This is a genomic window from Rhizobium sp. SU303 (assembly GCF_021052345.1).
Classification (GTDB): Bacteria; Pseudomonadota; Alphaproteobacteria; order Rhizobiales; family Rhizobiaceae; genus Rhizobium; species Rhizobium laguerreae.
In genome coordinates, this window is the sequence record NZ_CP088095.1 from 2,020,863 (window position 1) to 2,041,848 (window position 20,986).

The 20,986-nt window shown below is 57.9% G+C and carries 21 protein-coding genes; 8 read left to right on the top strand and 13 right to left on the bottom strand.

What is annotated here, in order from left to right:
- Positions 1-495: 495 nt before the first annotated feature.
- Positions 496-714, bottom strand: a complete 219-nt coding sequence (locus tag RlegSU303_RS10170; protein ID WP_017960338.1) for a hypothetical protein — start codon at positions 712-714, stop codon at positions 496-498.
- 24 nt (positions 715-738) lie between these two features.
- Positions 739-2,667, bottom strand: a complete 1,929-nt coding sequence (locus tag RlegSU303_RS10175; RefSeq protein WP_231283786.1) for a hypothetical protein — start codon at positions 2,665-2,667, stop codon at positions 739-741.
- A gap of 114 nt (positions 2,668-2,781) precedes the next feature.
- On the opposite strand from RlegSU303_RS10175, the gene RlegSU303_RS10180 reads away from it, so the two are divergent.
- A complete protein-coding gene (locus RlegSU303_RS10180; protein ID WP_017960340.1) occupies positions 2,782-3,228 on the top strand; it encodes a hypothetical protein in 447 nt (148 codons plus the stop codon).
- A 260-nt stretch (positions 3,229-3,488) separates the two neighbouring features.
- Here RlegSU303_RS10180 and RlegSU303_RS10185 read toward each other — a convergent pair whose 3' ends face one another.
- Positions 3,489-4,082, bottom strand: a complete 594-nt coding sequence (locus tag RlegSU303_RS10185; protein WP_168292174.1) for a TetR/AcrR family transcriptional regulator — start codon at positions 4,080-4,082, stop codon at positions 3,489-3,491.
- 99 nt (positions 4,083-4,181) lie between these two features.
- Between RlegSU303_RS10185 and RlegSU303_RS10190 the strand changes: the two genes are divergently transcribed.
- Genes RlegSU303_RS10190 through RlegSU303_RS10200 form a run of 3 tightly spaced genes read left to right on the top strand, consistent with a single transcriptional unit; the run spans position 4,182 to position 9,144 of the window.
- Positions 4,182-5,300, top strand: a complete 1,119-nt coding sequence (locus RlegSU303_RS10190; RefSeq protein WP_131630407.1) for an efflux RND transporter periplasmic adaptor subunit — start codon at positions 4,182-4,184, stop codon at positions 5,298-5,300.
- Entirely contained in the window at positions 5,297-8,407 is a 3,111-nt protein-coding gene (locus RlegSU303_RS10195) for an efflux RND transporter permease subunit (RefSeq protein ID WP_231283787.1), read from the top strand. Before RlegSU303_RS10190 ends, RlegSU303_RS10195 begins: the two co-directional genes overlap by 4 nt.
- Before the next feature lie 8 nt (positions 8,408-8,415).
- Complete coding sequence (locus RlegSU303_RS10200) at positions 8,416-9,144, top strand: TetR/AcrR family transcriptional regulator (protein ID WP_331275223.1); 729 nt, start codon at positions 8,416-8,418, stop codon at positions 9,142-9,144.
- A 338-nt stretch (positions 9,145-9,482) separates the two neighbouring features.
- On the opposite strand, the gene RlegSU303_RS10205 is transcribed toward RlegSU303_RS10200, so the two are convergent.
- From RlegSU303_RS10205 to RlegSU303_RS34335, 3 genes are all read right to left on the bottom strand, one after another.
- Entirely contained in the window at positions 9,483-9,788 is a 306-nt protein-coding gene (locus RlegSU303_RS10205; protein WP_017960345.1) for an ATPase inhibitor subunit zeta, read from the bottom strand.
- Positions 9,789-10,133: 345 nt separating this feature from the next.
- A complete protein-coding gene (locus RlegSU303_RS10210) occupies positions 10,134-10,334 on the bottom strand; it encodes a hypothetical protein (RefSeq protein ID WP_131644015.1) in 201 nt (66 codons plus the stop codon).
- 126 nt (positions 10,335-10,460) lie between these two features.
- Entirely contained in the window at positions 10,461-10,655 is a 195-nt protein-coding gene (locus RlegSU303_RS34335) for a hypothetical protein (protein ID WP_331275224.1), read from the bottom strand.
- A 322-nt stretch (positions 10,656-10,977) separates the two neighbouring features.
- On the opposite strand from RlegSU303_RS34335, the gene RlegSU303_RS10215 reads away from it, so the two are divergent.
- Entirely contained in the window at positions 10,978-11,151 is a 174-nt protein-coding gene (locus tag RlegSU303_RS10215; RefSeq protein WP_231283788.1) for a hypothetical protein, read from the top strand.
- A 169-nt stretch (positions 11,152-11,320) separates the two neighbouring features.
- Positions 11,321-11,524, top strand: a complete 204-nt coding sequence (locus RlegSU303_RS10220) for a CsbD family protein (protein ID WP_017960350.1) — start codon at positions 11,321-11,323, stop codon at positions 11,522-11,524.
- A gap of 74 nt (positions 11,525-11,598) precedes the next feature.
- On the opposite strand, the gene RlegSU303_RS10225 is transcribed toward RlegSU303_RS10220, so the two are convergent.
- Positions 11,599-11,826, bottom strand: coding sequence for a hypothetical protein (locus RlegSU303_RS10225; RefSeq protein WP_017960351.1), 228 nt, complete (start codon positions 11,824-11,826; stop codon positions 11,599-11,601).
- Positions 11,827-11,972: 146 nt separating this feature from the next.
- On the opposite strand from RlegSU303_RS10225, the gene RlegSU303_RS10230 reads away from it, so the two are divergent.
- Together RlegSU303_RS10230 and RlegSU303_RS10235 are read left to right on the top strand one after the other, a co-directional pair.
- Positions 11,973-12,143 carry a hypothetical protein gene (locus tag RlegSU303_RS10230; protein ID WP_165504228.1) on the top strand — a complete coding sequence of 57 codons (171 nt, stop codon included), beginning with the start codon at positions 11,973-11,975 and terminating at the stop codon, positions 12,141-12,143.
- A 331-nt stretch (positions 12,144-12,474) separates the two neighbouring features.
- Positions 12,475-13,968, top strand: a complete 1,494-nt coding sequence (locus RlegSU303_RS10235) for an FAD-dependent monooxygenase (protein WP_094086041.1) — start codon at positions 12,475-12,477, stop codon at positions 13,966-13,968.
- A gap of 132 nt (positions 13,969-14,100) precedes the next feature.
- Here the strand turns inward: RlegSU303_RS10235 and RlegSU303_RS10240 are convergent, their stop codons facing one another.
- From RlegSU303_RS10240 to coxB, 6 genes are all read right to left on the bottom strand, one after another.
- Positions 14,101-14,838 carry a hypothetical protein gene (locus RlegSU303_RS10240; protein WP_026158673.1) on the bottom strand — a complete coding sequence of 246 codons (738 nt, stop codon included), beginning with the start codon at positions 14,836-14,838 and terminating at the stop codon, positions 14,101-14,103.
- Between the two features lie 98 nt (positions 14,839-14,936).
- Positions 14,937-15,983, bottom strand: coding sequence for a c-type cytochrome (locus tag RlegSU303_RS10245; RefSeq protein ID WP_151518793.1), 1,047 nt, complete (start codon positions 15,981-15,983; stop codon positions 14,937-14,939).
- Positions 15,974-16,606: a cytochrome c oxidase assembly protein gene (locus RlegSU303_RS10250; protein ID WP_131709061.1), complete on the bottom strand. Its 633-nt coding sequence runs from the start codon at positions 16,604-16,606 to the stop codon at positions 15,974-15,976. The genes RlegSU303_RS10245 and RlegSU303_RS10250 overlap by 10 nt, the downstream gene beginning before the upstream one ends.
- Entirely contained in the window at positions 16,603-16,983 is a 381-nt protein-coding gene (locus tag RlegSU303_RS10255) for a hypothetical protein (protein ID WP_017960356.1), read from the bottom strand. The genes RlegSU303_RS10250 and RlegSU303_RS10255 overlap by 4 nt, the downstream gene beginning before the upstream one ends.
- A gap of 4 nt (positions 16,984-16,987) precedes the next feature.
- Positions 16,988-19,504 (bottom strand): cytochrome c oxidase subunit I, encoded by a 2,517-nt coding sequence (gene ctaD / locus RlegSU303_RS10260; protein WP_231283789.1) that lies wholly within the window; start codon positions 19,502-19,504, stop codon positions 16,988-16,990.
- Positions 19,501-20,655, bottom strand: coding sequence for a cytochrome c oxidase subunit II (gene coxB / locus RlegSU303_RS10265; protein WP_231283790.1), 1,155 nt, complete (start codon positions 20,653-20,655; stop codon positions 19,501-19,503). The genes ctaD and coxB overlap by 4 nt, the downstream gene beginning before the upstream one ends.
- Between the last annotated feature and the right edge of the window lie 331 nt (positions 20,656-20,986).

A 20,986-nucleotide genomic window follows, 5' to 3' on the forward strand; every position in this document is an offset into this window, starting at 1 on the left:
CCAGAGCTCCCTGTGGCAATGCCTCCACCTATTTGGAGGGCCGGGAGTGGCGCGTGAGCACCAAAACGGACAGTCTTGCGCTGGCCAAGGAGTTTGCCGAGGACTGGTATCTTGAACTCCGGGGCAAAAGCCGGGTGGTCAGCTGAAGCAGGAAAGAACCTTTGCCGACGCTGCCAAGCAGTTCGTTCGGGAATATGTGCCACTTAATGTACGGCGGCCGAAAAGGTTGGCTGCGGCCGACTAAAGCATGTCGCGCAAAAGTGTGCAGCGGTTTTGCGACAACGACATGCGTAAAAACAAAGACCTAAGCGCGACAAGCGAATCTGAAAGATCGCGACGCGCTTTAGGCCGTAAGTCACCCGCGGCGCATACCTCGGGCCGGCATGCCGCCGGGGGCGGGTGCGCCGTGACTATGCCCTGTGCGGCCTGTTTGGTGCGGACGGCGAGCAGTAATCTCCGCCGCCGTCCAGCTTGTCCCCCAAGTGTTATAGGCGTTCAGCCATCATAGTGGCCCGAAAGTGCCGCCTCGGCAGACTTAACAACCACGGCGATATTCACGCCTTTCGTCAAGGTTGTCCCAGTCGCGCGAAGATCGGTCACCACTTTCAGGCCGCCCGATTTGGGCTCCGGGAGCGGTACGACGGTGCCGTTGTCCAGATCAGCGATCCAGAGTTCGTCTCGGCCGTCAACACTAATAACAACAACTGTAGCCATGTTATTCCCTCCAACGATTGATGTTTAAAATCCAGCTTTCTTCAGGCCTTCACGATAAAGATCTTTATGCCATTGCTCTTTACTTGGAACCGCGGACAACCACTTGTCCACATCGAAGTCCGGATTGCCTTCGCGAAACCTCCGTACGAAGACCCGCGCCTTGTCCTGACGGCCCAACATGGCCCAGTTCGCGGCGGACAGCCTGTCCGCCAAATTGGGATCGGCCATCTGCCCAATGTAGTCCAGCGAAGCTTCGAATTCGCCGAGCGCATAGTTTGCTCCCGCACCGGTCCAGAAATAGGTATCGGGACCGAGCGGGTTCAATTCAATTGCCCGCTCGATCTTTCGCAAGGCCATGGCGGGAAGCGAACAATGAACCAACGTGTCAGCGTAGTCGGCAATCACGTCAGCGTAGTGCGGAGCAAGGCTCTCCGCCACTTCCATTGCCTCGGCGCTTTCATCAAACGCCCCCTGCAACAGTTTGGCGACCCCGAACTCGCGATACCCATCGGCGAAGTCCGGACGTGTCTCGGTGGCCTGCTTAGCCAAGCTCTCCGCAGTTTGCAAAAGCTCGATATCACCTCGGGCCGTCAGCAACCATTCCTTGGAGTAAGTCCGCGCCATCGAACTCAGCGCCGGCGCGAAATTGGGGCTGACGCTGAGTGCGGCTTTCATTTCCTTGCGCGCACGCCGCAGATTCGGAAGCGTCAACCGCGCCAGGTGCCGCCTGCCGACAAGATATCGATGGTAAGCGATCGGGTTTAGATCTTCGCGCAATGCCTCATGGCGCTCGATTTCACTGGACACGGAGAGCGCGATCCGTCGGGCGACAGTTCTCCGATCTTTGACGAGATCCATATGATCAAGGCTGAATCTTTCCGCCCATACAATTTGATTTTGGTCGAAAAAGATCAGTTGGGCGAACAGGGTGACTTCATCGCCCGTATTGCTGATCCGGGTATCGAGAATATAATTGACGTGATGACGTTCAAAGAAGGCCTTCTGCGTCTCCACGTGGTGGCCGATTTGAACTGCCGAATAGGGGGCTATGACCTCCAGGCTGTTGAAGGCGCAAAATCCGATTGTGATATCTTCGACCAAAGATGCGGCTAGAAAACCGACTTGGGGTCGGGCGGATTGGTTCTTGGGCGGAAGCAGCACCAGGCGGGGAATTGCAATCCGGATATCTTGCGGCTCAAGGGGAAAAGCGGTCTCGAGTTTCGGCTTCGAAGGCGATGATGTCGGACGGAAGGATATGGCGTCACCGTCGGGTCTGGTGCGCGCTGCGGTCCCTCGCAAAATCGCATTCCGCCGCTGTTCAAAATGGTTCCGAAGGGACGCAACCTCGTCTTCCGCCTGGAATATCTCTATGAGCATTTGCAGCGTATCGGGATCCTTCGGCTCCGCCCGAAATAGGATAACTGCAGCCTTCCTCAGGAGTTCGGATTCCGTCGGCGATTGTGCCAGTCGGGACGCCGCTCTCAACGTATTTCCGAGAAGTGCGATGTGGCTAATTTCGCGCTCGGCAAGCCACAGTTGAAACCGACGGCTATGACTGTGAACCGACTCCAGAAAAGGCTGGTTCATGAGCTTCACGAGAAGCTTAAGCCGGGAGAACGGTTCAACCTCTTCCTCCGTCCCGGACAGCAGAATATCGGAAGACAGAGACTCCCGGTCGACGGTGACCATGTTGCCCTCGGATGAAAGGATATTTATCCCGAGTTCAATTTGACGGGCCTTCATTCTCGAAATCAACTTACGCAAAGTCGCAAGCGTATTGTCCCTATCGGCCTCGCCCCACAGAAAGCTCACCAATGTTGTTCGATCCGCGCAACCTTGATCGGTCGTGAGTAAATAGGCGAGAAGCAGCAGGCCTTTCTCAGGAAACGCGACCACATTCCCGGCCTCGTCAACGAGCTGCAACCTACCGAAGGTCTTCAGAACAAGCGCCATTTTGCCCTTTAAGTCATCACATGTTTCTGCGCCTGCATGAAAGTGCAGTGTGCGTATTGCACCAGCAGAAGTCGCAAACCGTATCTTCGCGGTGGCACTTTGTCTCAATGTGCTATGAAATTCAACAATGCGTGGAAAACGTTATGCTATGTTTTCCAGGTTAACGGCAGAACTGAATTTCGCAATCGCCTTATCCAAATTATCTTTAGAGGAGAAGACGATGATTATAGGCGTGAAGGGTGCGAAGACGGCCTTCGGCTTGTCGACTTCGATGCGGGCACCGTCACTGCGACGGCCGGAAAACGTGAAGACTATGTCATTTCAGCCACCGGCCCGGCACCCACGGACAACGATGTGCTCGATTTTGCGGAGTACTTCGAGACTAAAGCGGAGGCCTTTTCCGGTCACTTCTGGACTACGCCGGAAGTTGACCTTGCGGTTGGTTTCGAGCCCAAGGTAGCCGCCTTTTCAGGCCGGCCATGTCTACCGAACTCCGGCGGTCGACGTTCCCGCTACCAAGGTGAACTAAGTAAAATCTCCGGCGGAATCTGGTCTGCATAGCCTTCAAACAAGGTGGCGTGCGCCCGGGTTCCACCGCATTCGGTTACGGTGGCGGTATGACTTCTCATGCACGATTGACGTCCTATTCCGACCGCAGTTGCTCACCGTATGAGACCCTGGCACGTATAACGCCCTCGATGATGCGGTAAGAGCCTGTTCTCTGAACATGCGGCTTATGCCGGAGCCTTAGGACACACTCACCTTGCCAGGGCGGGAGGCTAAACTTCGGCACTTTTCCGCGCCAGGTCATAGAACCCGGCTTAGCCTTCAGCGACGTCGTCGCCGCGCGCAATGCGCCTGACTTCGCCAGCCGCTGCGTTAAGGATGTCTCGTGAAAGGTTCTCGTCTTCCATGATCCGCGACAGCGTAACGGCGCCCACCATGAGAGACAGTATGGCCATCGCCCTGCCGCTGGGACTAGAACTCGTGTCGCTGGCCATCAGTTCATCCAGAACCTCGAAGTGAGCCCGGATCCCGTCTTCAAATGGGCGCCTGACCTCTTTGCTCTGGCGAGCCGCGTCCGATCCCAGCGCCACAAGTGGGCAGCCTTCTGACTTTTCGCCTCTGTGGTCCGATGAAAGGTAGAACGCCATGACTGCCTCAAGGGGATCGGAGCTGTTTGCAGCCGCTGTAGACCACCTCCGTGTCGCGCTTTCCATCGCACGCCGCGATGCTAGTGCGGCGAGGTCGTCCTTCGACGCGAACTGCTTGTAGAAACCTCCCTGGGTCAGGCCGGCCCCTTTCATCAGATCCTTTAGCCCAATTCCATCGAAGCCATGTTCTCGGAACAGACGGCTTGCGACGTTGATCACCGTTTCGCGGTTCTCCTCAGCCTGTGCCCGGCTCACTCTCATATCGACCTCCGATTAGATTTTGTTTGACATCTATAACAAAAATAGATTTAGATCGCAATCTAAATAATCCATGTCGCCCGTCAAGAAGAGAAACTCAAAATGAAACGCAAACTTGTCCTGACTTTCGTAGGTCTCGTGGCAGCGGCCGGCGCAGCCGGGGCCTTTTTCGTGGTTTTTGAACCCACCAAGCAGGAAGCGGTGGCCGCTGATCCAAGAGCAGCGTCACCACTCGTAAGAATGGTGGAGGCAATCACCACCGGTGCGGCTGAGCGCTCTTTCACAGGCACTGTCGCTTCCCGGGTACAAAGCAACCTTGGTTTTCGTGTTCCCGGCAAAATCGTTGAGAGGATGGTCGACGTGGGGCAGCAGGTGAGGCAAGGCCAGGCGCTTATGCGCATTGACGAGACCGATCTCCAACTCGCGCTGACAGCAAAGCGTAATACCGTTACCGCAGCACGCGCTGTTTTGGTCCAGGCGCAAGCAGACGAAAAGCGCTATGCGGCGCTGGTAAAAAATGGCTTGGCAGCTACTCCGCAGCGTTATGAACAGGCAAAAGCAGCGCTCGACACAGCCTCTGCTCAGCTTGCTGCGGCAGAAGCCGACGCCAAAGTGGCTGAAAATGGGACTGCATACACGCTTCTTGTTGCCGACGCTGATGGAACCATAACCCAGACCCTTGGAGATCCGGGACAAGTCGTGGCAGCGGGCCAGACCGTCGTTCAACTGGCGCAGGCGGGCCCGCGCGAGGCTGTTGTCTGGCTTCCGGAGACTCTGCGGCCCAAGATTGGCTCCGAAGCGCAGACCAGCGTGTATGGAGGCGGAAGTCTAAGCGGAAGGGCCAAACTTCGGCAGATCTCGGATTCCGCCGATCCGCAAACCCGTACCTACGAGGCGCGTTATGTTCTCGAAGGCGATGCGGCTTCCGCCCCGCTTGGCTCGACAGTGACGATTAGAATTCTCGATGCTGACCGCCAGTCGGAGGTCGCTATACCAGTGGGCGCAATTCTGGATGACGGTAGTCGCACCGGAGTGTGGGTCGTCAACGGCACAACATCAACGGTGAAGTTCACCCCGGTCAAAGTTCAGCAGATTGGCGAGGAGATGGCATTCGTCACGGGAATTGGAACTGGAGAGCAGGTTGTAGCACTGGGCGCGCATCTCCTCGCCGACGGCGCGGTCATCAGGATTGCCTCGCAGCAAGAGGCGAAAAAGCAATGAACTTCAATCTGTCAGCCATCGCCGTTCGCGAACGCGCCATCACCCTGTTCTTTATTGTGCTGCTGGCCGCCGCTGGCGCCTACGCCTTCGTCAAGCTGGGGCGCGCCGAAGATCCGTCTTTCACAATCAAGACCCTAACTGTTACTTCGGTCTGGCCAGGTGCCACTGCCCGTGAAATGCAGGACCTTGTCGCCGAGCCGCTTGAAAAGCGCATTCAGGAACTCACATGGTACGACCGCGTCGAGACGACAACCCGACCGGGCTACGCCTTCCTGACGGTCACCCTCAAGGATAACACCCCGGCAAGTGCCGTGGCAGAAGAATTCTATCAGGCGCGCAAGAAGCTTGGTGACGAAGCCCGCAATCTCCCTCCGGGCGTCATGGGGCCATTCGTCAACGATGAATACTCCGATGTGAGCTTCGGTCTCTATGCATTGAAGGCAAAGGGACTGCCGATGCGCGATCTCGTGCGGCAGGCAGAGGTCATCCGGCAGGACCTGCTGCATGTTCCTGGCATCAAGAAAATCAACATCGTCGGGGAACGTCCCGAACAGATTTTCGTCGAGTTCTCCTACGCGAAGCTCGCGACACTCGGCATATCTGCGCAAGATATCGCTGCTGCTTTGCAGCGACAGAACACAGTCACACCCGCCGGCTCGATTGACACACGGGGGCCACAGGTCTTCATCCGGTTCGACGGAGCTTACAACAGTGTGCAGGCCGTTGCCGACACGCCGATCGTGGCCGCTGGCCGGACTTTGAAACTCTCCGATATCGCGGATGTACGGCGCGGTTATCAAGATCCTGCCACCTACATTATCCGCCATGAAGGCGAGCCAACAATTATGTTGGGTGCCGTAATGCAGGCGGGATGGAACGGACTTGATCTCGGAAAAGCGCTTGAGGCTCGATCCGCCGCGATCGCGGAGACACTGCCGCTGGGGATGACGCTCACCAAGGTCAGCGATCAGGCTGTCAATATCGATGAGGCCGTCGGCGAGTTCATGCTCAAGTTCGCCATGGCGCTTGGCGTCGTGTTGTTCGTAAGTCTAGTCGCACTCGGCTGGCGCGTCGGCATTGTCGTCGCGCTTGCTGTGCCGCTTACACTTGCTGTGGTCTTCCTCATCATGCTGGAAACCGGGCGGTTCTTCGATCGCATCACGCTCGGCGCTTTGATCCTTGCGCTGGGACTTCTTGTGGACGATGCCATCATCGCCATCGAGGTGATGGTCGTGAAGATGGAAGAGGGCATGGACCGCATCAAGGCGGCCGCCTATGCCTGGAGCCATACTGCGGCGCCAATGCTGTCGGGCACGCTGGTGACGATCATCGGGCTGATGCCCGTGGGGTTCGCAAAATCAACGGCCGGCGAATATGCCGGTAACATCTTCTGGGTCGTCGGTTTTGCCCTGATCGTATCCTGGATCGTGGCTGTTACCTTCACGCCCTACCTTGGCGTCAAGATGCTGCCGAACATCAAGCCGGTCGAGGGCGGTCATCACGCCATCTATGACACGCCGAATTACCGTCGTCTGCGTTCCGTCATCGAGTTCGCTGTCCGCCATAAGTTCATGGTCTGCGCCGTGGTAGGCATCACCATGGCCGTTTCGGTTGTTGGGATGGGCGGCGTGAAACAGCAATTCTTCCCGACATCGGATCGCCCGGAGGTACTGGTTGAAGTGCGTATGCCCGAGGGCACCAGCATCGAGGCGACGACATCCGCGGTGAAGAAGGTTGAAGACTGGCTACAGACCCAGCCCGAGACCAATATCGTCACAAGTTACGTAGGGCAGGGCGCACCCCGGTTCTTCTTTGCTATGGCACCGGAATTGCCGGATCCCGCCTTCGCCAAGGTCGTCGTTCTCACGCCGGACGCCCATGCGCGCGAAGAACTGAAGCACCGCCTTCGTGCCGCTATTTCGGAGGGTCTTGTTCCCGAAGCTTCTGTGCGCGTCACCCAGCTCGTGTTTGGTCCGTACACGCCGTTCCCGGTCGAATTCCGGATCATGGGGCCCGATCAGGATGAACTCTATAAGATTTCCGAGCAGGCTCTGGCGATCATGAAGACCGTTCCCGATGTCCGCCAAGCCAACCGTGACTGGGGCAACCGAACACCTGTTCTGCGATTTGTCCCCGACCAGGAAAGGCTCAACCTGATTGGTCTTTCTCCATCGGAGGCTGCCCAGCAGATGCAGATGCTGCTCACCGGCATCCCTGTCACGCAGGTGCGTGACAACATCCGCAACGTGCCTGTCGTTGCTCGAAGTGCTGGCGAAAACCGCCTCGACCCGTCACGACTTGCCGACTTTTCGCTGATGAGCCGGGATGGCCGCCAGGTTCCCCTCGATCAGATCGGGCATTCCGAGATCCGGTTCGAAGAGCCGATCTTGAAGCGTCGTGACCGGACCCCGGTCATCACTATAAGGTCTGATATCAACGAGGCGACGCAGCCACCGGAGGTTTCGCAACAGGTAATGAAGGCCCTCCAGCCGCTGATCGCATCGCTTCCGGTTGGATACCGTATCGAAATGGGCGGCAACATCGAGGAGTCATTGAAAGCCAATGTTGCGCTTGCGCAGGTTTTCCCGCTGATGATTGCTGCCATGTTGATCATCATCATCCTGCAGGTTCGCAGTCTCTCGACAATGACAATGGTGATGCTGACCGCACCGCTAGGTCTTGCCGGGGTGGTTCCGACCTTGCTGCTGTTCAATCAACCCTTCGGCTTCAACGCCATCCTCGGCTTGATCGGGCTCGCAGGCATACTGATGCGAAACACGCTTATCCTGACAGAGCAGATCAAGGAGAACCAGGCGGCAGGGCTCGACGACTACCATGCCGTGATCGAAGCGACCGTCCAGCGAACAAGACCTGTTATCTTGACTGCACTCGCGGCGATCCTGGCATTCATACCTCTGACCCACTCAGTGTTCTGGGGCTCGATGGCCTATACCCTGATCGGCGGAACGGCGGCAGGCACCGTGATGATCCTGCTCTTCCTTCCGGCCCTCTATGCTGTGTGGTTTCGGATCAAACCACCCAAAGCAGTTGAGAAAGAGGAAGCGGTCGAACATCAGGCGCGGCCGATAGCGCTGGCCGCGGAATAGGGGCGTCCGTGCCACGTATCGTGATCCCACAGGGCCGCACGGGCACTGAAGTCGAAATGTGGCGCGAGCGTATCCTCGATGTGGCGGAAGAGCATTTTCGCCGCATCGGTTACCAGAAGACATCTGTCGCAGATATCGCATCCTGCCTCGGGATGAGCAGTGCCAACATCTACCGGTTCTTCCCGTCGAGGGCAGCGATCAACAAGTCGATCTGCGGCCGGTTCATCGCGAAAGCTACTCGGTTGGCGGATGCAGTCGCCCGGCAAGAGGCGCCGGCTCACGAGAAGCTCGAACGTCTTTTCAAGCTGCTCCATGAGGAGAGAAGAAAGAACTTCGTTGAAGAGAAGCCGGTCCATGACTTGATCGTCGCTGCAACGGCGGAGAGCTGGCCAGTTATTAGCGCCCATAGCGCTCGTCTTGTGGCGATCATCGAAAATATTATCGAAGAAGGGGCAGACGCCGGCAATTTGAATGTCATCGATGCAGCCATAGCTGCCCGAAGTGCAATGAATGCGTTCGTGCCCTTTTACCACCCGGTCCTTGTCGAGGAGCGGGTTCGAAACGCCGGGAATGCTGAAGAGGGCCTTGGTGAACAGATCTCGTTTATCCTGCAAGCGCTTAGTGGGAATGACGAAAGTCGTTGCTCGCGCAACCAACAAAGTCGACCTACATGCCCAGCATCGCACGAGGGAATACGTCGCTCAGGGGGCACTGCCCACCTCGTTCGTAAAGCTTAAAAATCTCAAAAGGAGGGTCGGCTGTGCCGCTGATCAAAGAAGCGATCGCCAGTGATTGAGAGTTGAAATAGGACGGTCGCCCGGCCGCTACCTTTAGCCGTGCAGACGGCAGATTTGGTCACACCTAAAAATAAATACAAATAACTAGCTAGTTTCAATAGGATATAGCGCGATATATCAATCTATGTGTAAACGGTGTCAGTGATTGGAGCCCTTTTACGCACTTTACGGCACACGATTGGCACATGACACATGGGCATGTAAAACAACCGCCGGCTGGTGAGGCCGACGGCTGCATACCGTATGGAACGCGCCCGCAGCGCAGGAGCGCTTCGGGCTCAAGGCTGCCCAGCGGCCTCGACCAGAAATTCACTCATCTTTGCTGCCACGTCCTGCTCGCTGACGTTCTGCCCAGCCGCTTGAAGATCCGATATAGCTTTCGAGAGAACTCCGGCGTCTCCACCCCCTTTAAAGCGGGCATCAGTGATTTCAGCGCCGTAGCCCGCAACATCATCCCGACCAATGAGGCCTGCAATCCATTGCGCCAAAAGCCTGTCCATCCGAGATTTGAGCTTGATGGACCTCTCGGCGTCTTGGAAGTATTGATCCTCCATCGCCTTTTTGCGGTCTCCTAAGTCGGCCATCGTTTTTCTCCCTGATTTGTGTCATCTCCGCCTACAGAGTATTTTAGCACATTAAACGCCACGCCATCTGATTTAACTTGATTTTTGGCGTTCACGACGAAGTCATCATCTCTTTGGACATCGTGTGTCACGGGATCCTATCCACACCTGCCGCAAGCCCGAGCCTCACGAAGCATCGCTTCTCGTAATCATGAACGAGTTGGCAACGCCGGTATAAATTTCACGGAAAGAGGGGTGGTATTTCGAGAATTCCCACAGGCCGACTAGCCTTGGCCATAAGAGTAACACCAACTGATTTGCAGCGATAAGTGTTTGTCATTATTAGCCTGATTCAGCACGGCGATTTTAGATCAACAGTCGCATTAAGGCGGCCTCGTCCTTCACCCCATGCTGGTACGAATGGATAACCCGCTGAGCCAGATCTTCGCGCTCGGTGTCTGTTATGATTTGTCGCACCGAGCTGATGTGGTCAAAGACTCTCTGGCAGAGGGCAACTTCTTCGTCGCTCAACACGGTCTGAGCGTCGGCTATCTTGGATCGGATCATGACCGCCCTCACTTCCTTCGGATCGATAGAAGGGTGGAACATCTGCTTTTTAAGCGAATAAAGGGAGACACAAGGTCGTGAAGCCTCGCGCCTATTTTCGGGATGGGCCTTTGTCCCATCTGACAACTAGTGTTCGCTCGGACCGCTCCACACATATGCGGAAGCCGGCTTTCTCCGGGCATTCCAGATCACTTCGTACCCGATCTTCTCAAGCGAGAGTAATGCGCCAAGCCTTTCTTCATCCGACAGGCTCCGCAAAGAAACGTTAAGTGCGTCAAGGCAGCCTAAATTGTAGAGATTGACGAATATATTGAGTGACATTGTTCATCTCCCATTGACATAGTATAACACTGGAAAAATGATTTGCATCATGTTTAGATTAATATTTTCACATCTATTATCGTTTCAAAAAATGTTTGCGATTTTCTTGATTGGGGTGTGGGTTTGATTGGACGCGGGCAGAGCCTTGCATCTTTGCCGCAGGAATTGACCTTCGCACTGTCCTATATCGCACATTGAAATCTCCAGAAGTTGGCATAAAATCAGTGCGTTGTGGTTACGTGTCACGTCAGCATCTGGGAGGATTGCGATGTTTCAAGGTATGCACGGCTCAAAGTCGGCTCTGGGTCCAGAAGACCTCACAATGATCAAAGACATCTATGACGAATGGTGCGCCGCTCGCTGCTGCTCCAAGGATAGCCCAAGTGCAATCAAAGCAGCTCAAGAGTTGATCTCCATGTTCGAGCATGGGGTACGGTCGAAAGACGATCTCCGCACTATGGTCGGCACAATAGGTGCCCATTTGCTCAAACACTGAACTAAGCCGATGGCGATCGGCTGCTGGCGAGCACTTGCGCGCATGGCCTGGGCTGTCGTTCACGTGCGTCGATGCAGGTAACGCGACGGTTTGTAAAATTGGCTCAGACACAGGAACCAACTTCCACTGCAGTCCGTTTTCTCCTCATCAACAACTGGAGAAATCGACCATGGATTGGAATCGTATCGAAGGAAACTGGAAGCAGGCGAAGGGCAAGGTCAAGGAGCAGTGGGGCAAACTCACTGACGATGATCTTGACCAGATCGCCGGCAAGCGCGACCAGCTGGAAGGAAAGATCCAGGAGCGGTACGGTATCGAAAAGGACCGTGTTAAACGCGATATCGATGACTGGACCGGTCGCCAGACTTGGTAATGCCTGAACAAAAACCCGGTGAAAGCCGGGTTTTTGCTGCCGAAGGAGCTAACGTGGTTGATGACTCTCGGATGTCATGAATATCCGCCAAAAGCCAGGAGAAGGGCGCCGATCGCGATAAGGGCCAGCGCCGGCCAGTTTTGGGATATCCCGAGGAACCTGAGGCCTTGGCGTCGTGGTTCCAGCGTGGTGCCGCCTTGCGGCATTCGATGCGGATTACTCGGTTTTCGACCAAGCGCCGATGTAAAAAGAAAAAGAAGTCCGCCGATGATAAGAGCGGCTCCGATGAGGATTGCCCACATGATGGCCTCCGCTAGCGATGAGCATGTGGATTAAACCAAATCCGGACCTGATCGTTCCGTGCGCGGCTACTCATCTGAACAACCGCCGCGTCGGAACCAAAGCCATCGCATTGAATTTGACCGCTGAGTAATCTTGGAGATCCCTGATGGACGAGACACCGAAGACGGCAATACGCGGCATGATGTTCTACGTCCTCGCTCTTCTCGTCTTGGGCGTTCTAGCTGGTGCCGCGTACACAATCTATGGCCATCCCGCCGATCCGTCTGAGCGATCGGCGGCCGATACGATTCCGCAAAAAGCTCCGGCTCCGCAGTGAGATACGTCGTCCCGCAATTAATTGATCTCCTTCGAGAGAAACGACCCCGGACGGCATCTGCCAGATCCGGCGCTCACCCGGTCAGGTCGTATTGAAAAGCCTGGGCTCCGCAGCGAGAGACCCGCAAGTGGCCACGAAAATGGCTTTGGAGAGCAAGCCCGAAATCCTGCCGCAAGTCCTTCCAACCAGTATGGAGCTTATATTTATAGGGAGAACAACCTGCGACAGAGAAAAATCGGCAGCTGTGCAGGACCGATTGGATGGGAGGAAGCAGTGGGGGCCAGCTCTGTCTGGACCCTGAATGAGTGCGTCGAAACAGGGGAGTTTGCGGATGAGGGACCATGCAGTCGTGGTATCAGGGGCAGGGCCGACGGGCCTGATGGTGGCAGGCGAGATGGCCTTGGCAGGCGTCGACGTCGCCATTGTCGAGCGCCGCCCTGACCAGGGGCTTGCCGGTACGCGTGCCGGCGGTCTGAGTGCGCGCACGCTCGAGGTTCTCGATCAGCGCGGCGTCGTCGACCGGTTCCTCGCGGAAGGGCAGATAGCTCAGGTCACGGGTTTCGCGGTCACGCGTCTGGATATCAGCGATTTTCCAACCCGGCACAATTACGGGCTGGCGCTGCGGCAGAAGCATATCGAGCGCATTCTGGCCGGCTGGGTCGGCGAGCTGGCGGTGCCGATCTATCGCAGCCTCGAGGTAACGGGTTTCGCCCAGGATGACAGCGGTGTCACCATCGAACTCTCCGATGGGGCCTCGCTCAGGGCCTGCTATCTCGTCGGCTGCGATGGTGGCCGCAGTCTGGTTCGCAAGGCTGCCGGCATTGCGTTTGAAGGATGGGATCCGACGACCGGCAACATTCTCGCCGAGGTGGAGATGGAAGAGGAGCCGCCATTGGGCATCCATCGCACGGCCCTTGGCATCTATGCCTTCGGCAGGGAGGAGTATGAAATCCACGACGGCAAGATCGTCTTTGCCAAGGAAGGTCCGATCGGCGTGATGGTGCCGGAGAAGAATGCCGGCGCCACGACCGAACCGACGCTCAGTGATCTCAGGGAAGCCTTCCTCGCCGCATTCGGAACGGATTACGGAGTCCATCGCGTCAACTGGATTTCCCGGTTCACTGACATGTCCAGGCAGGCGACGGCCTACCGCAAGGGCCGGGTACTCCTCGCCGGCGATGCCGCCCATGTGCATTCTCCGGTCGGCGGGCAGGGCCTGAACACGGGTGTGCAGGATGCAGTCAATCTCGGTTGGAAGCTGGCCCAGGTGGTGAAAGGAAGATCGCCTGAAGCCTTGCTCGACAGCTATCACGCCGAGCGGCATCCGGTTGCCGCCCGCGTGTTGCGCATGACGATGGCGCAGGTGGCATTGCAGCGGACCGACGATCGCACCGAAGCCCTGCGTGACGTCGTGACGGAGCTGCTTGGCATGGAGGAACCGCGCAGACGCATCGCTGCCGAAATGTCCGGATTGGCGATCCATTACGATTTCGGCGAGGGGCATCCGCTGCTTGGTCGCCGCATGCCCGACCTCGACGTCACCACGCCTGATGGCCCTCTGCGTCTCTTTACGCTGCTCCAGGATGCGCGGCCGGTGCTCTTGAACCTCGACGCGCCCGGCAGCTTCGACATCGCGCCCTGGTCAAACCGCATCAAGTTGGTCGACGCCGGATATGACGGCGCATGGGAGCTGCCGGCGCTGGGCCTAGTTTCCGCGCCAACGGCAGTGTTGATCCGGCCCGACGGATATGTGGCGTGGGTGGGTGACAGGACGCAGGATGGTCTGCAGGAGGCGATGAATAGCTGGTTCGGACCACCCGGCTAAAGCTGACGAAAGCGCTTGCCTAGAGCATGATGCCGAAAAGTGTGAGCGGTTTTCGGACGACATCATGCTCTAACTCTTTAATTTAGAACAGGATTCAGATTTTAGGCCGAACAGGCCTAAAATCATCCTGTTCTAGGCGGCAAGCGAGATCGAACCACAAACCGATATCGTCGCGGGATCCGGCATCGGTTTACCGCGGCGTTCCCATGTCCGGCGGCTGATGCCGAAAGCCTCCCAGGGGCGCACTTGGCTGAAAGAACTGGCGAGATAGTCGGCTCTGGAAAGCGCGCCGGCGGCACGGCGCTGCTCCTCTTTTCGGCTTCGGTCCCGCTGCCGCCGCTTTTCCTTTTGAAGTTTTGCTCGTTTCTGTTTCGGCACATCGAATGCACCGATTGTGCGGATATCGAGGGCGCTCCGTTCTGAGTAGCTGAGGTGCAGAGCATGGCCGAGCGCGTCGGCCGACAAGTCAGAAAAGCGCACCTTGGTCCGCTCGTAGATGATCTCCTCTATCTCGGCTTTCCTAGCCCAGGGAAGCCATCGCGCCGCCCAGCCGAGGACCACGTCGACAAACTCTTCCTTGAACTCGACAAGGGCGAGGCCGGCGATCACCTCGACGTAAATCAAGGCGTCATCGGCCTCCGGCACGATCTCTCCATGGCGATGTCTGATCAACTTTTCGATCTCGCACATCCGGCCGCGGAAATGGTTCCAACGGCTGGCCCGCATGCGGCGCTGGACGGCCTTGTAACCGAGCAGGCAGTCGCCGATCTTGATGGCCGTAACATCCCGCGCCAAGCCCTCCCGCCGATCGGCTTTTGCAATCCGCTTTTCCGATTGAGCCGCTTCATCTGCGCCAATAAGACGAGCCATCGAATTCCCTTACCATCTGCCTTGGAAGTGTAAAGGAAGGGTCGGGGGGTGATCATCTACTTTTTGCAATCCGGCGAACATCGTCGCACAGGAAAGCTTCAATCCTTGGACAACGCACTGTAGTAGGCCGCGAGCGCCTGAATATCGTCGTCGTTGAGACCAGCAGCAGCCCTGGTCATCACACCCGCATAGGCGCCGCCGCCACGATTTCCGCTGTGGAAAAGACCGAGCTGGTTTTCAAGATAGGGTATCGGTTGGCCGGCAAGGCGTGGATAGGCCTCGTTGACACCGGCAGCATCGTGGCAGGCGGCGCAGGCTGCGATGCCACGCGTCCGGTCACCACGTTCCGCAAGGAGCTTGCCGCGAGAGAGTATTTCCGAAGGCCGGCCTGCTTCAGTGGGTCCGCTCTGGCTGGCGAAATAGCTGGCCAGCTTTTTCCGGTCTTCGCTCGATGTCTGCGAGAGCGCAACCTTCATGACGCCGCTTGGACGCTTGCCGGCCGCGTAAGCCTCAAGACTGTCGCGAAGGTAAGTCTCCGATTGGTCTGTGAGGCGCGGAATGAGGCTGGTTTCATCGGGGCCTGCCGGCGAATGGCAGCCTTCGCAGCTTTTCACGATCGCAGCGAAGTCCCGGGATGCCGTCGCGGAAAAGCCGGCGAGCCGCTGATAGGCTGCTTGGTCGAGGCTTGGATATTCCCGCAGGAAGGCGACCATGGCCCAGACCTCGTCATCCCGCTCCATCGACGGCCAGGCGGGCATGCCGGTGTAGCGCACGCCATGTTTGACGATCTCGAAGAGCTCGGCATCATTCCATGTCGCGTTGACATGCTGCAGGTTGGGCGGAGGAGGAAGCATGTTTTCGACAGCGGCGGGTCGCGGCATCGCCGGTGAACCATGGCAGCCCGCACATCCGGTTTCGTAGTGGCCTGCGGCAAGCGGCAGCATCGCCGCCGTAAACCGTGGCGCATGCCCGCTGAGCGCTGCCGTGCGCACGGATGACCGCATCACCCAATGCAGGAACCAGTCCGTGACGCGCCAATGCCCGGTGCTTGCACGAATGTCGATGATGCCGGCCCAGGCGACGAACAGGCTCGCTGCAGCAAGTACTGCGGCGCCGGCAGATATCCGTCTCAACCTTATCCGCATTGGCTGCCCCTCGAAGACGTGGGCTTAAGAACGTCGGCAAGCAGGATGATGGCGCCGAGCATGTAGGAGGCTGCACCGACCAGGAGCATGACGACACCGCCGAGTTGCTGATCGGTGTCGCGGCTGAGCGCGAAGCCGAGACAGGTGACATCCCCGACCCCATAAAGCGGGCGGGGCGCAAGTGTCAGCAGGACACCGAGCAGCGTCATGTGGATCGAGGTGAAGAGCAGGCCGATAATGCCCGCCAGCCGCTGGGTGCCTTCCTCATGCCGCCGGAAACACGCGGTCCACAACAGAATGCCGGCAAGAAGGAAGCTTGCCTGTTCTAGAAGCATCGCATCAAGCCGCGTTTCTGCCAGCCGACGGAGCGCCGGCATATGCCAGAGCCAGACGACGAGGAGCTCGGCGACCGAGGCGAGTAGCGGCCCGAACCAGGGGAGATGGACGGCGGGATCGGGCCGCCTGCCGCTGACGGCTATCGCCAGCAGCGGAGCTGCGATGGCGACGGTCGTCATGTGCACGATCATATGCGCCGTCAGCGATCCGTCGTTCCAACTCGTCGCAAGAAGCGTCAGCGCAAGACAAAGGGCAAAGATGCCGGCGACAAGAGCAAGGTTCTTCATCTTGCGCAGGCCTCGATAAAAACCAGCGGGACCGATACGAAGATGACCGCGACGAAACTCAGGCCCGACAGCAGCAGTGTTGCAAAGCCCTGGAACAGCAGCCGGTCTTGCCTCGTCGGTTCGTCATGGGGCGGATCGCCGCTGCCGAAGCCCCATTGCCGCCAGGCGAGCCAGGCGGCACCGAGAATGGCAAGCAGCGCGAAAACCGTCGCAATGGACAAGGTAAAGCGGAGCATGCCGAAAGAGAAAGCAATTTCCGATGCTTTCGCGCAATAGACGGCGGCTGCGACATAACACACAAGAAAGTGCAGAGCCCAGACGGCCGGCCCGGTGAACAGGGTCCAGAGCGTTTCCACCTCTTTTGGGATCAGGCGCATCTCGTCACCTCAACTCTGGAAACAAGCCCAGCACTCCGAAGGAAGTGAGGGCGGTGATGACCAGGAAATGCCAGTAGAGCACGACATTGTGCAGATCGGCGTCATATTCCGCCGTCAGACGACCCGCAAAACTACTCGCCAGACAATAAAACTGCATGATCACGGCAACGAGACCATGAAGGACCGTCCAGAGTACGATGACCCAGACGATCGCCGGATAGACATGCGCCGTCGGCTGCATGTCGTACAGATAGGGACCGGCCAGACCGGCGGCGCAGGCGGCAAGTGTGAGGATCGTGGAGGTGAGGAGGCAAAGGCGGACAGATGCCGTCCGGCTCTTCGAATTGATATACCGCGCAAACAGCATGGCCAGCCAGGCAAGGGCAAAGAGCGCAGCCGCCACCAGCGGCCAGAGCCTGCCCGGACCAGGCAATCCTGCCGTAAAATCGGGGTGGATGGTCCAGTAGAAGAAATAGCCGAACATCAAGCTGGCATAGGCCGTGCCGTCTCCGGCCATGGTGATGAACACCGCCCACCAGCCGACCGAAGCCGGGCCGGAGGCATAAAGGGGAACCTGCTTGCCAAGCCCGATATCCCTGAGGTTTTGCCTTGGTATCTCGTTGGTTCCCGTCCAGAGCCAGATCAGGATGGCGACAAGTGTCACGGCGGCGCAGAGCGCCGTCAAGATCCACCAATGGAAGGTCAGTGCGATGAATGCGCCGCCAAGTGCCAAAGCGGAGATGATGGTCAGAAGCGATGTGCCGCCGACCCGCAGGCATTGCAGCGGTTCGGCGTCCAGAACCGACGTCACAAGCGTTTCGCGCCGACCATCGGCCGCGTCCGGCAGATAGTACCGACCCGCCTTGATGCCGTCGATCAGCTCCGGCTGGTCCCAGAGCGGATACCGGCTTTTGATGATCGGAATGGACCGCACGCCCCAATTTTCTTCCGGCTCGCTGATCCACTCCAGCGTTCCGGCATTCCAAGGGTTCATTTCGCCTTTTGGTTCGCTATGTTTCGGACGCAGAATATCGATGACGATGATGGTGACGCCTGCGGCAAAGATGAAAGCGCCGATGGTGGAGACGAGGTTCAGGAGGTTCCAGCCGACATCGGACGGGTAGGTGAAGACCCGACGCGGCATGCCGCGCAGGCCGGTCAGGTGCATGGGGAAGAAGGCGGTGTTGAAACCGACGAACATGAGCCAGAAGGCGATCTTGCCCCATCGAGCCGAAAGTTTTTGTGCGTTCACCAGCGGATAATAATAATAGATTCCGGCAACCACCGGAAACAGCATGCCGCCGATCATCACGTAATGGAGATGGGCGACGACGAAATAGGTGTCATGCGCCTGCCAGTCGAAGGGCGCGAGCGCCACCATGACGCCGGTCAGCCCGCCAATGATGAAAATCGCCAGTCCCCCGGCGCCAAACAGCATGGGAAGGGAGAAGATCACCCGGCCGCCCAGCATGGTGGCGATGAAGACAAAGATCTGCACCCCGGTCGGGATTGCGACAGCCTCGGATGCCGCCGAGAAGAAGGCCAGTGAAATCTGCGGCAGGCCGGTGGTGAACATATGGTGGACCCAGAGCCCGAAGCTCAGGAACCCCGTGCCGACCGCAGCCAGCACGATCCAGGAATAGCCGACGATCGGACGCTGCGCGAAGGTCGGAACAATCATCGCCATGAGCGCGATGGCGGGCAAAAAGATGATGTAGACCTCGGGGTGGCCGAAAATCCAGAACAGATGCTGCCAGAGCAGCGGATCGCCGCCACGGGCTGCATCGAAAAAAGGCCAGTCGAACATCCGCTCCATCTCGAACAGGATGTCGCCGGCAATCAGCGGCGGGAAGGCGAAGAGGATCATGCCCGCCACGATCAGCAGGTACCAGGCAAAGAGCGGCATCATATTGATCCGCATGCCCGGCGCCCGGCATTTCATGATGCCGACGATGAGCTCGACCGCTGCGGCGATGGAGGCGACTTCGATGAAGGAAAGGCCGAGCAACCAGATATCCGCGCCGATGCCGGAATATTGCTTGTCGGTGGCAAGCGGCGGATACATGAACCAACCCGCATTGGGCGCCGCCCCGAAAAATATCGACCCGCAGACGAACACGCCGCCGAGCGCAAAACTCCAGAAGCCGAAAGCCGAAAGCCGCGGAAACGGCAACTCCCGCGCGCCGAGCATGGAGGGCAAGAGGAAGATTGCGACGGCCTCGAAGATCGGAACGGCAAACAGGAACATCATCACGGTGCCGTGCAGCGTGAAGGCCTGGTTGAAGAGATCGGCGGAGAGAAAATCGTTGTCGGGGACTGCCAGTTGCAGGCGCATGAGCAGCGCAAGGATGCCGGCAAACAGCATAAAGATGAAGGCGGCCGATCCATACCACAGGCCGATCTGAGTGTTGTTGACGGAGGTCCAGTAACGCCAGCCTTTTGGATTGGCCCATACGCGCCGAAGTTCCGCTTCCTGGGCGGCGGATGTTTCGGTTGAGACCGAAGCAAGGGGTTCCGTCATTCGAGCCCCCCGAGATAGCGGGCAATTTCTTCGATATCATCTTCAGGAAGCATGTTGAAAGCGGGCATCTTCGCGCCCGGTTTCACCGATGAGGGTGAGCGAATAAAGCGGGCGATGTTCTCCGGCGTGTTGGCAAGCGCACCTGCGCCGATCGAGAGGCGGGCGCCGATCAAGGTGAGATTCGGGGCGGTCTGGCCGGCGATCTGCAGTCCACGGAGCGAATGGCAGGCCACACAGCCATGACGCTGCAGGAGTTGTCCGCCTTCATCCGCAGCGCTTGCCTGGCCATCGATCAGGCGGCTGCGCCAGGCGTTGTAATCGTCCTCCTCCATGACGACGACCGAGAAAGCCATATAGGCATGCGAGGCACCGCAAAATTCGGCGCAGGGGGCACGATAGCTGCCGGTGCGCGTTGGCGTCAGCGTGAGATAATTGGTCCGGCCCGGAATCATGTCCATCTTGCCGCCAAGCGCCGGAATCCAGAAGGAATGAATAACGTCGGTTGCTTTGAGAGAAAAAGTCGCCGGTCGGCCGACGGGCAGGCGAATTTCGTTGGCAGTCTCGAAAGCAGGCTGGTCGCCGACGGCCGGATAGCGAATGCGCCACCAGAACTGCTCTCCCGTCACTTCGATCGCCCCATCCTTTTCTGCAAGCGGGTTCCAAGGCCGTATCGCCGGCATCAGCCAGACTGCGTAGCCCAGCAAAAGCAGAAGGACGACAGTCGGAAAAGCAACGCCACCCCAGGCAATGAGCGCGGCGGCCTTCTCCGCCGGCCATGCTTGCCTTCGATGGCGGGCAGCGTGAAGGAACAGGAGGGTTACGCCGAGCCAAATCGAAATGCCGCCAATAACCATGACGACGAGCAGCCGATAGACCGCCTCCGATTCCTCGCCGGCGGGACTAAGCGCGGACTGCTGACCGCTACAACCCGCAAGAACGAGTGCACTGAAAGGAATAAGACATCGCAGGATTATCGGTCTCCCTTTCCTCCAATGCTCAAGCTCTCCGATATGGAACGCGTATGTCCGGTGGCAAGTGGCTGATGCTTGTCGGGCGGCAACTGGCCGGTATGGCCGATGCTGTGATAATTCCTTCCGTGAAAAAGCCAGCTCGGCCTTCTCGAAACCTGTCAGGGGGCGTGGGCGGGTCAATCGCGCTTCATGAAGTGTTTTCAACCAGGCGCGTGCCCCGGCTTCTCTCGTCCATACGATCGCCGGGAGAATAAAACGCGGTTGAGCCGCCGCATGCCATCAGCACGCCTGCAATCAGCGGAAGCCGAAGAAACTCAAAATCGCGAGCACGATAACGACAGCGCCGACAATCCAGATCAAATTGTTCATGGGAAACCGTTCTCCTGTTGAAGGTCGGGCCATTGTGACCCGATCACTTAACGGTGAGGCAGGGCTTGGAGTTCCCAATCACTTGCATCGCCGTATCATCCCGCCTCCGGCGAAATTTCCGCCTCTATGCCTTTCAATAGCT

Bases quoted from the DNA above. Each gene is read 5' to 3' on its own strand.
- RlegSU303_RS10235 (WP_094086041.1), top strand. From the start codon at position 12,475: ATGAGGGACCATGCAGTCGTGGTATCAGGGGCAGGGCCGACGGGCCTG.
- ctaD (WP_231283789.1), bottom strand. From the start codon at position 19,504: ATGACGGAACCCCTTGCTTCGGTCTCAACCGAAACATCCGCCGCCCAG.
- RlegSU303_RS10245 (WP_151518793.1), bottom strand. From the start codon at position 15,983: ATGCGGATAAGGTTGAGACGGATATCTGCCGGCGCCGCAGTACTTGCT.
- RlegSU303_RS10250 (WP_131709061.1), bottom strand. From the start codon at position 16,606: ATGAAGAACCTTGCTCTTGTCGCCGGCATCTTTGCCCTTTGTCTTGCG.
- RlegSU303_RS10220 (WP_017960350.1), top strand. From the start codon at position 11,321: ATGGATTGGAATCGTATCGAAGGAAACTGGAAGCAGGCGAAGGGCAAG.
- RlegSU303_RS10190 (WP_131630407.1), top strand. From the start codon at position 4,182: ATGAAACGCAAACTTGTCCTGACTTTCGTAGGTCTCGTGGCAGCGGCC.
- RlegSU303_RS10230 (WP_165504228.1), top strand. From the start codon at position 11,973: ATGGACGAGACACCGAAGACGGCAATACGCGGCATGATGTTCTACGTC.
- RlegSU303_RS10170 (WP_017960338.1), bottom strand. From the start codon at position 714: ATGGCTACAGTTGTTGTTATTAGTGTTGACGGCCGAGACGAACTCTGG.
- RlegSU303_RS10185 (WP_168292174.1), bottom strand. From the start codon at position 4,082: ATGAGAGTGAGCCGGGCACAGGCTGAGGAGAACCGCGAAACGGTGATC.
- RlegSU303_RS10205 (WP_017960345.1), bottom strand. From the start codon at position 9,788: ATGGCCGACTTAGGAGACCGCAAAAAGGCGATGGAGGATCAATACTTC.
- RlegSU303_RS10240 (WP_026158673.1), bottom strand. From the start codon at position 14,838: ATGGCTCGTCTTATTGGCGCAGATGAAGCGGCTCAATCGGAAAAGCGG.
- RlegSU303_RS10175 (WP_231283786.1), bottom strand. From the start codon at position 2,667: ATGGCGCTTGTTCTGAAGACCTTCGGTAGGTTGCAGCTCGTTGACGAG.
- RlegSU303_RS10210 (WP_131644015.1), bottom strand. From the start codon at position 10,334: ATGATCCGATCCAAGATAGCCGACGCTCAGACCGTGTTGAGCGACGAA.
- RlegSU303_RS10180 (WP_017960340.1), top strand. From the start codon at position 2,782: ATGAAATTCAACAATGCGTGGAAAACGTTATGCTATGTTTTCCAGGTT.
- RlegSU303_RS10215 (WP_231283788.1), top strand. From the start codon at position 10,978: ATGATCAAAGACATCTATGACGAATGGTGCGCCGCTCGCTGCTGCTCC.
- RlegSU303_RS10255 (WP_017960356.1), bottom strand. From the start codon at position 16,983: ATGCGCCTGATCCCAAAAGAGGTGGAAACGCTCTGGACCCTGTTCACC.
- RlegSU303_RS10225 (WP_017960351.1), bottom strand. From the start codon at position 11,826: ATGTGGGCAATCCTCATCGGAGCCGCTCTTATCATCGGCGGACTTCTT.
- RlegSU303_RS34335 (WP_331275224.1), bottom strand. From the start codon at position 10,655: ATGTCACTCAATATATTCGTCAATCTCTACAATTTAGGCTGCCTTGAC.
- RlegSU303_RS10195 (WP_231283787.1), top strand. From the start codon at position 5,297: ATGAACTTCAATCTGTCAGCCATCGCCGTTCGCGAACGCGCCATCACC.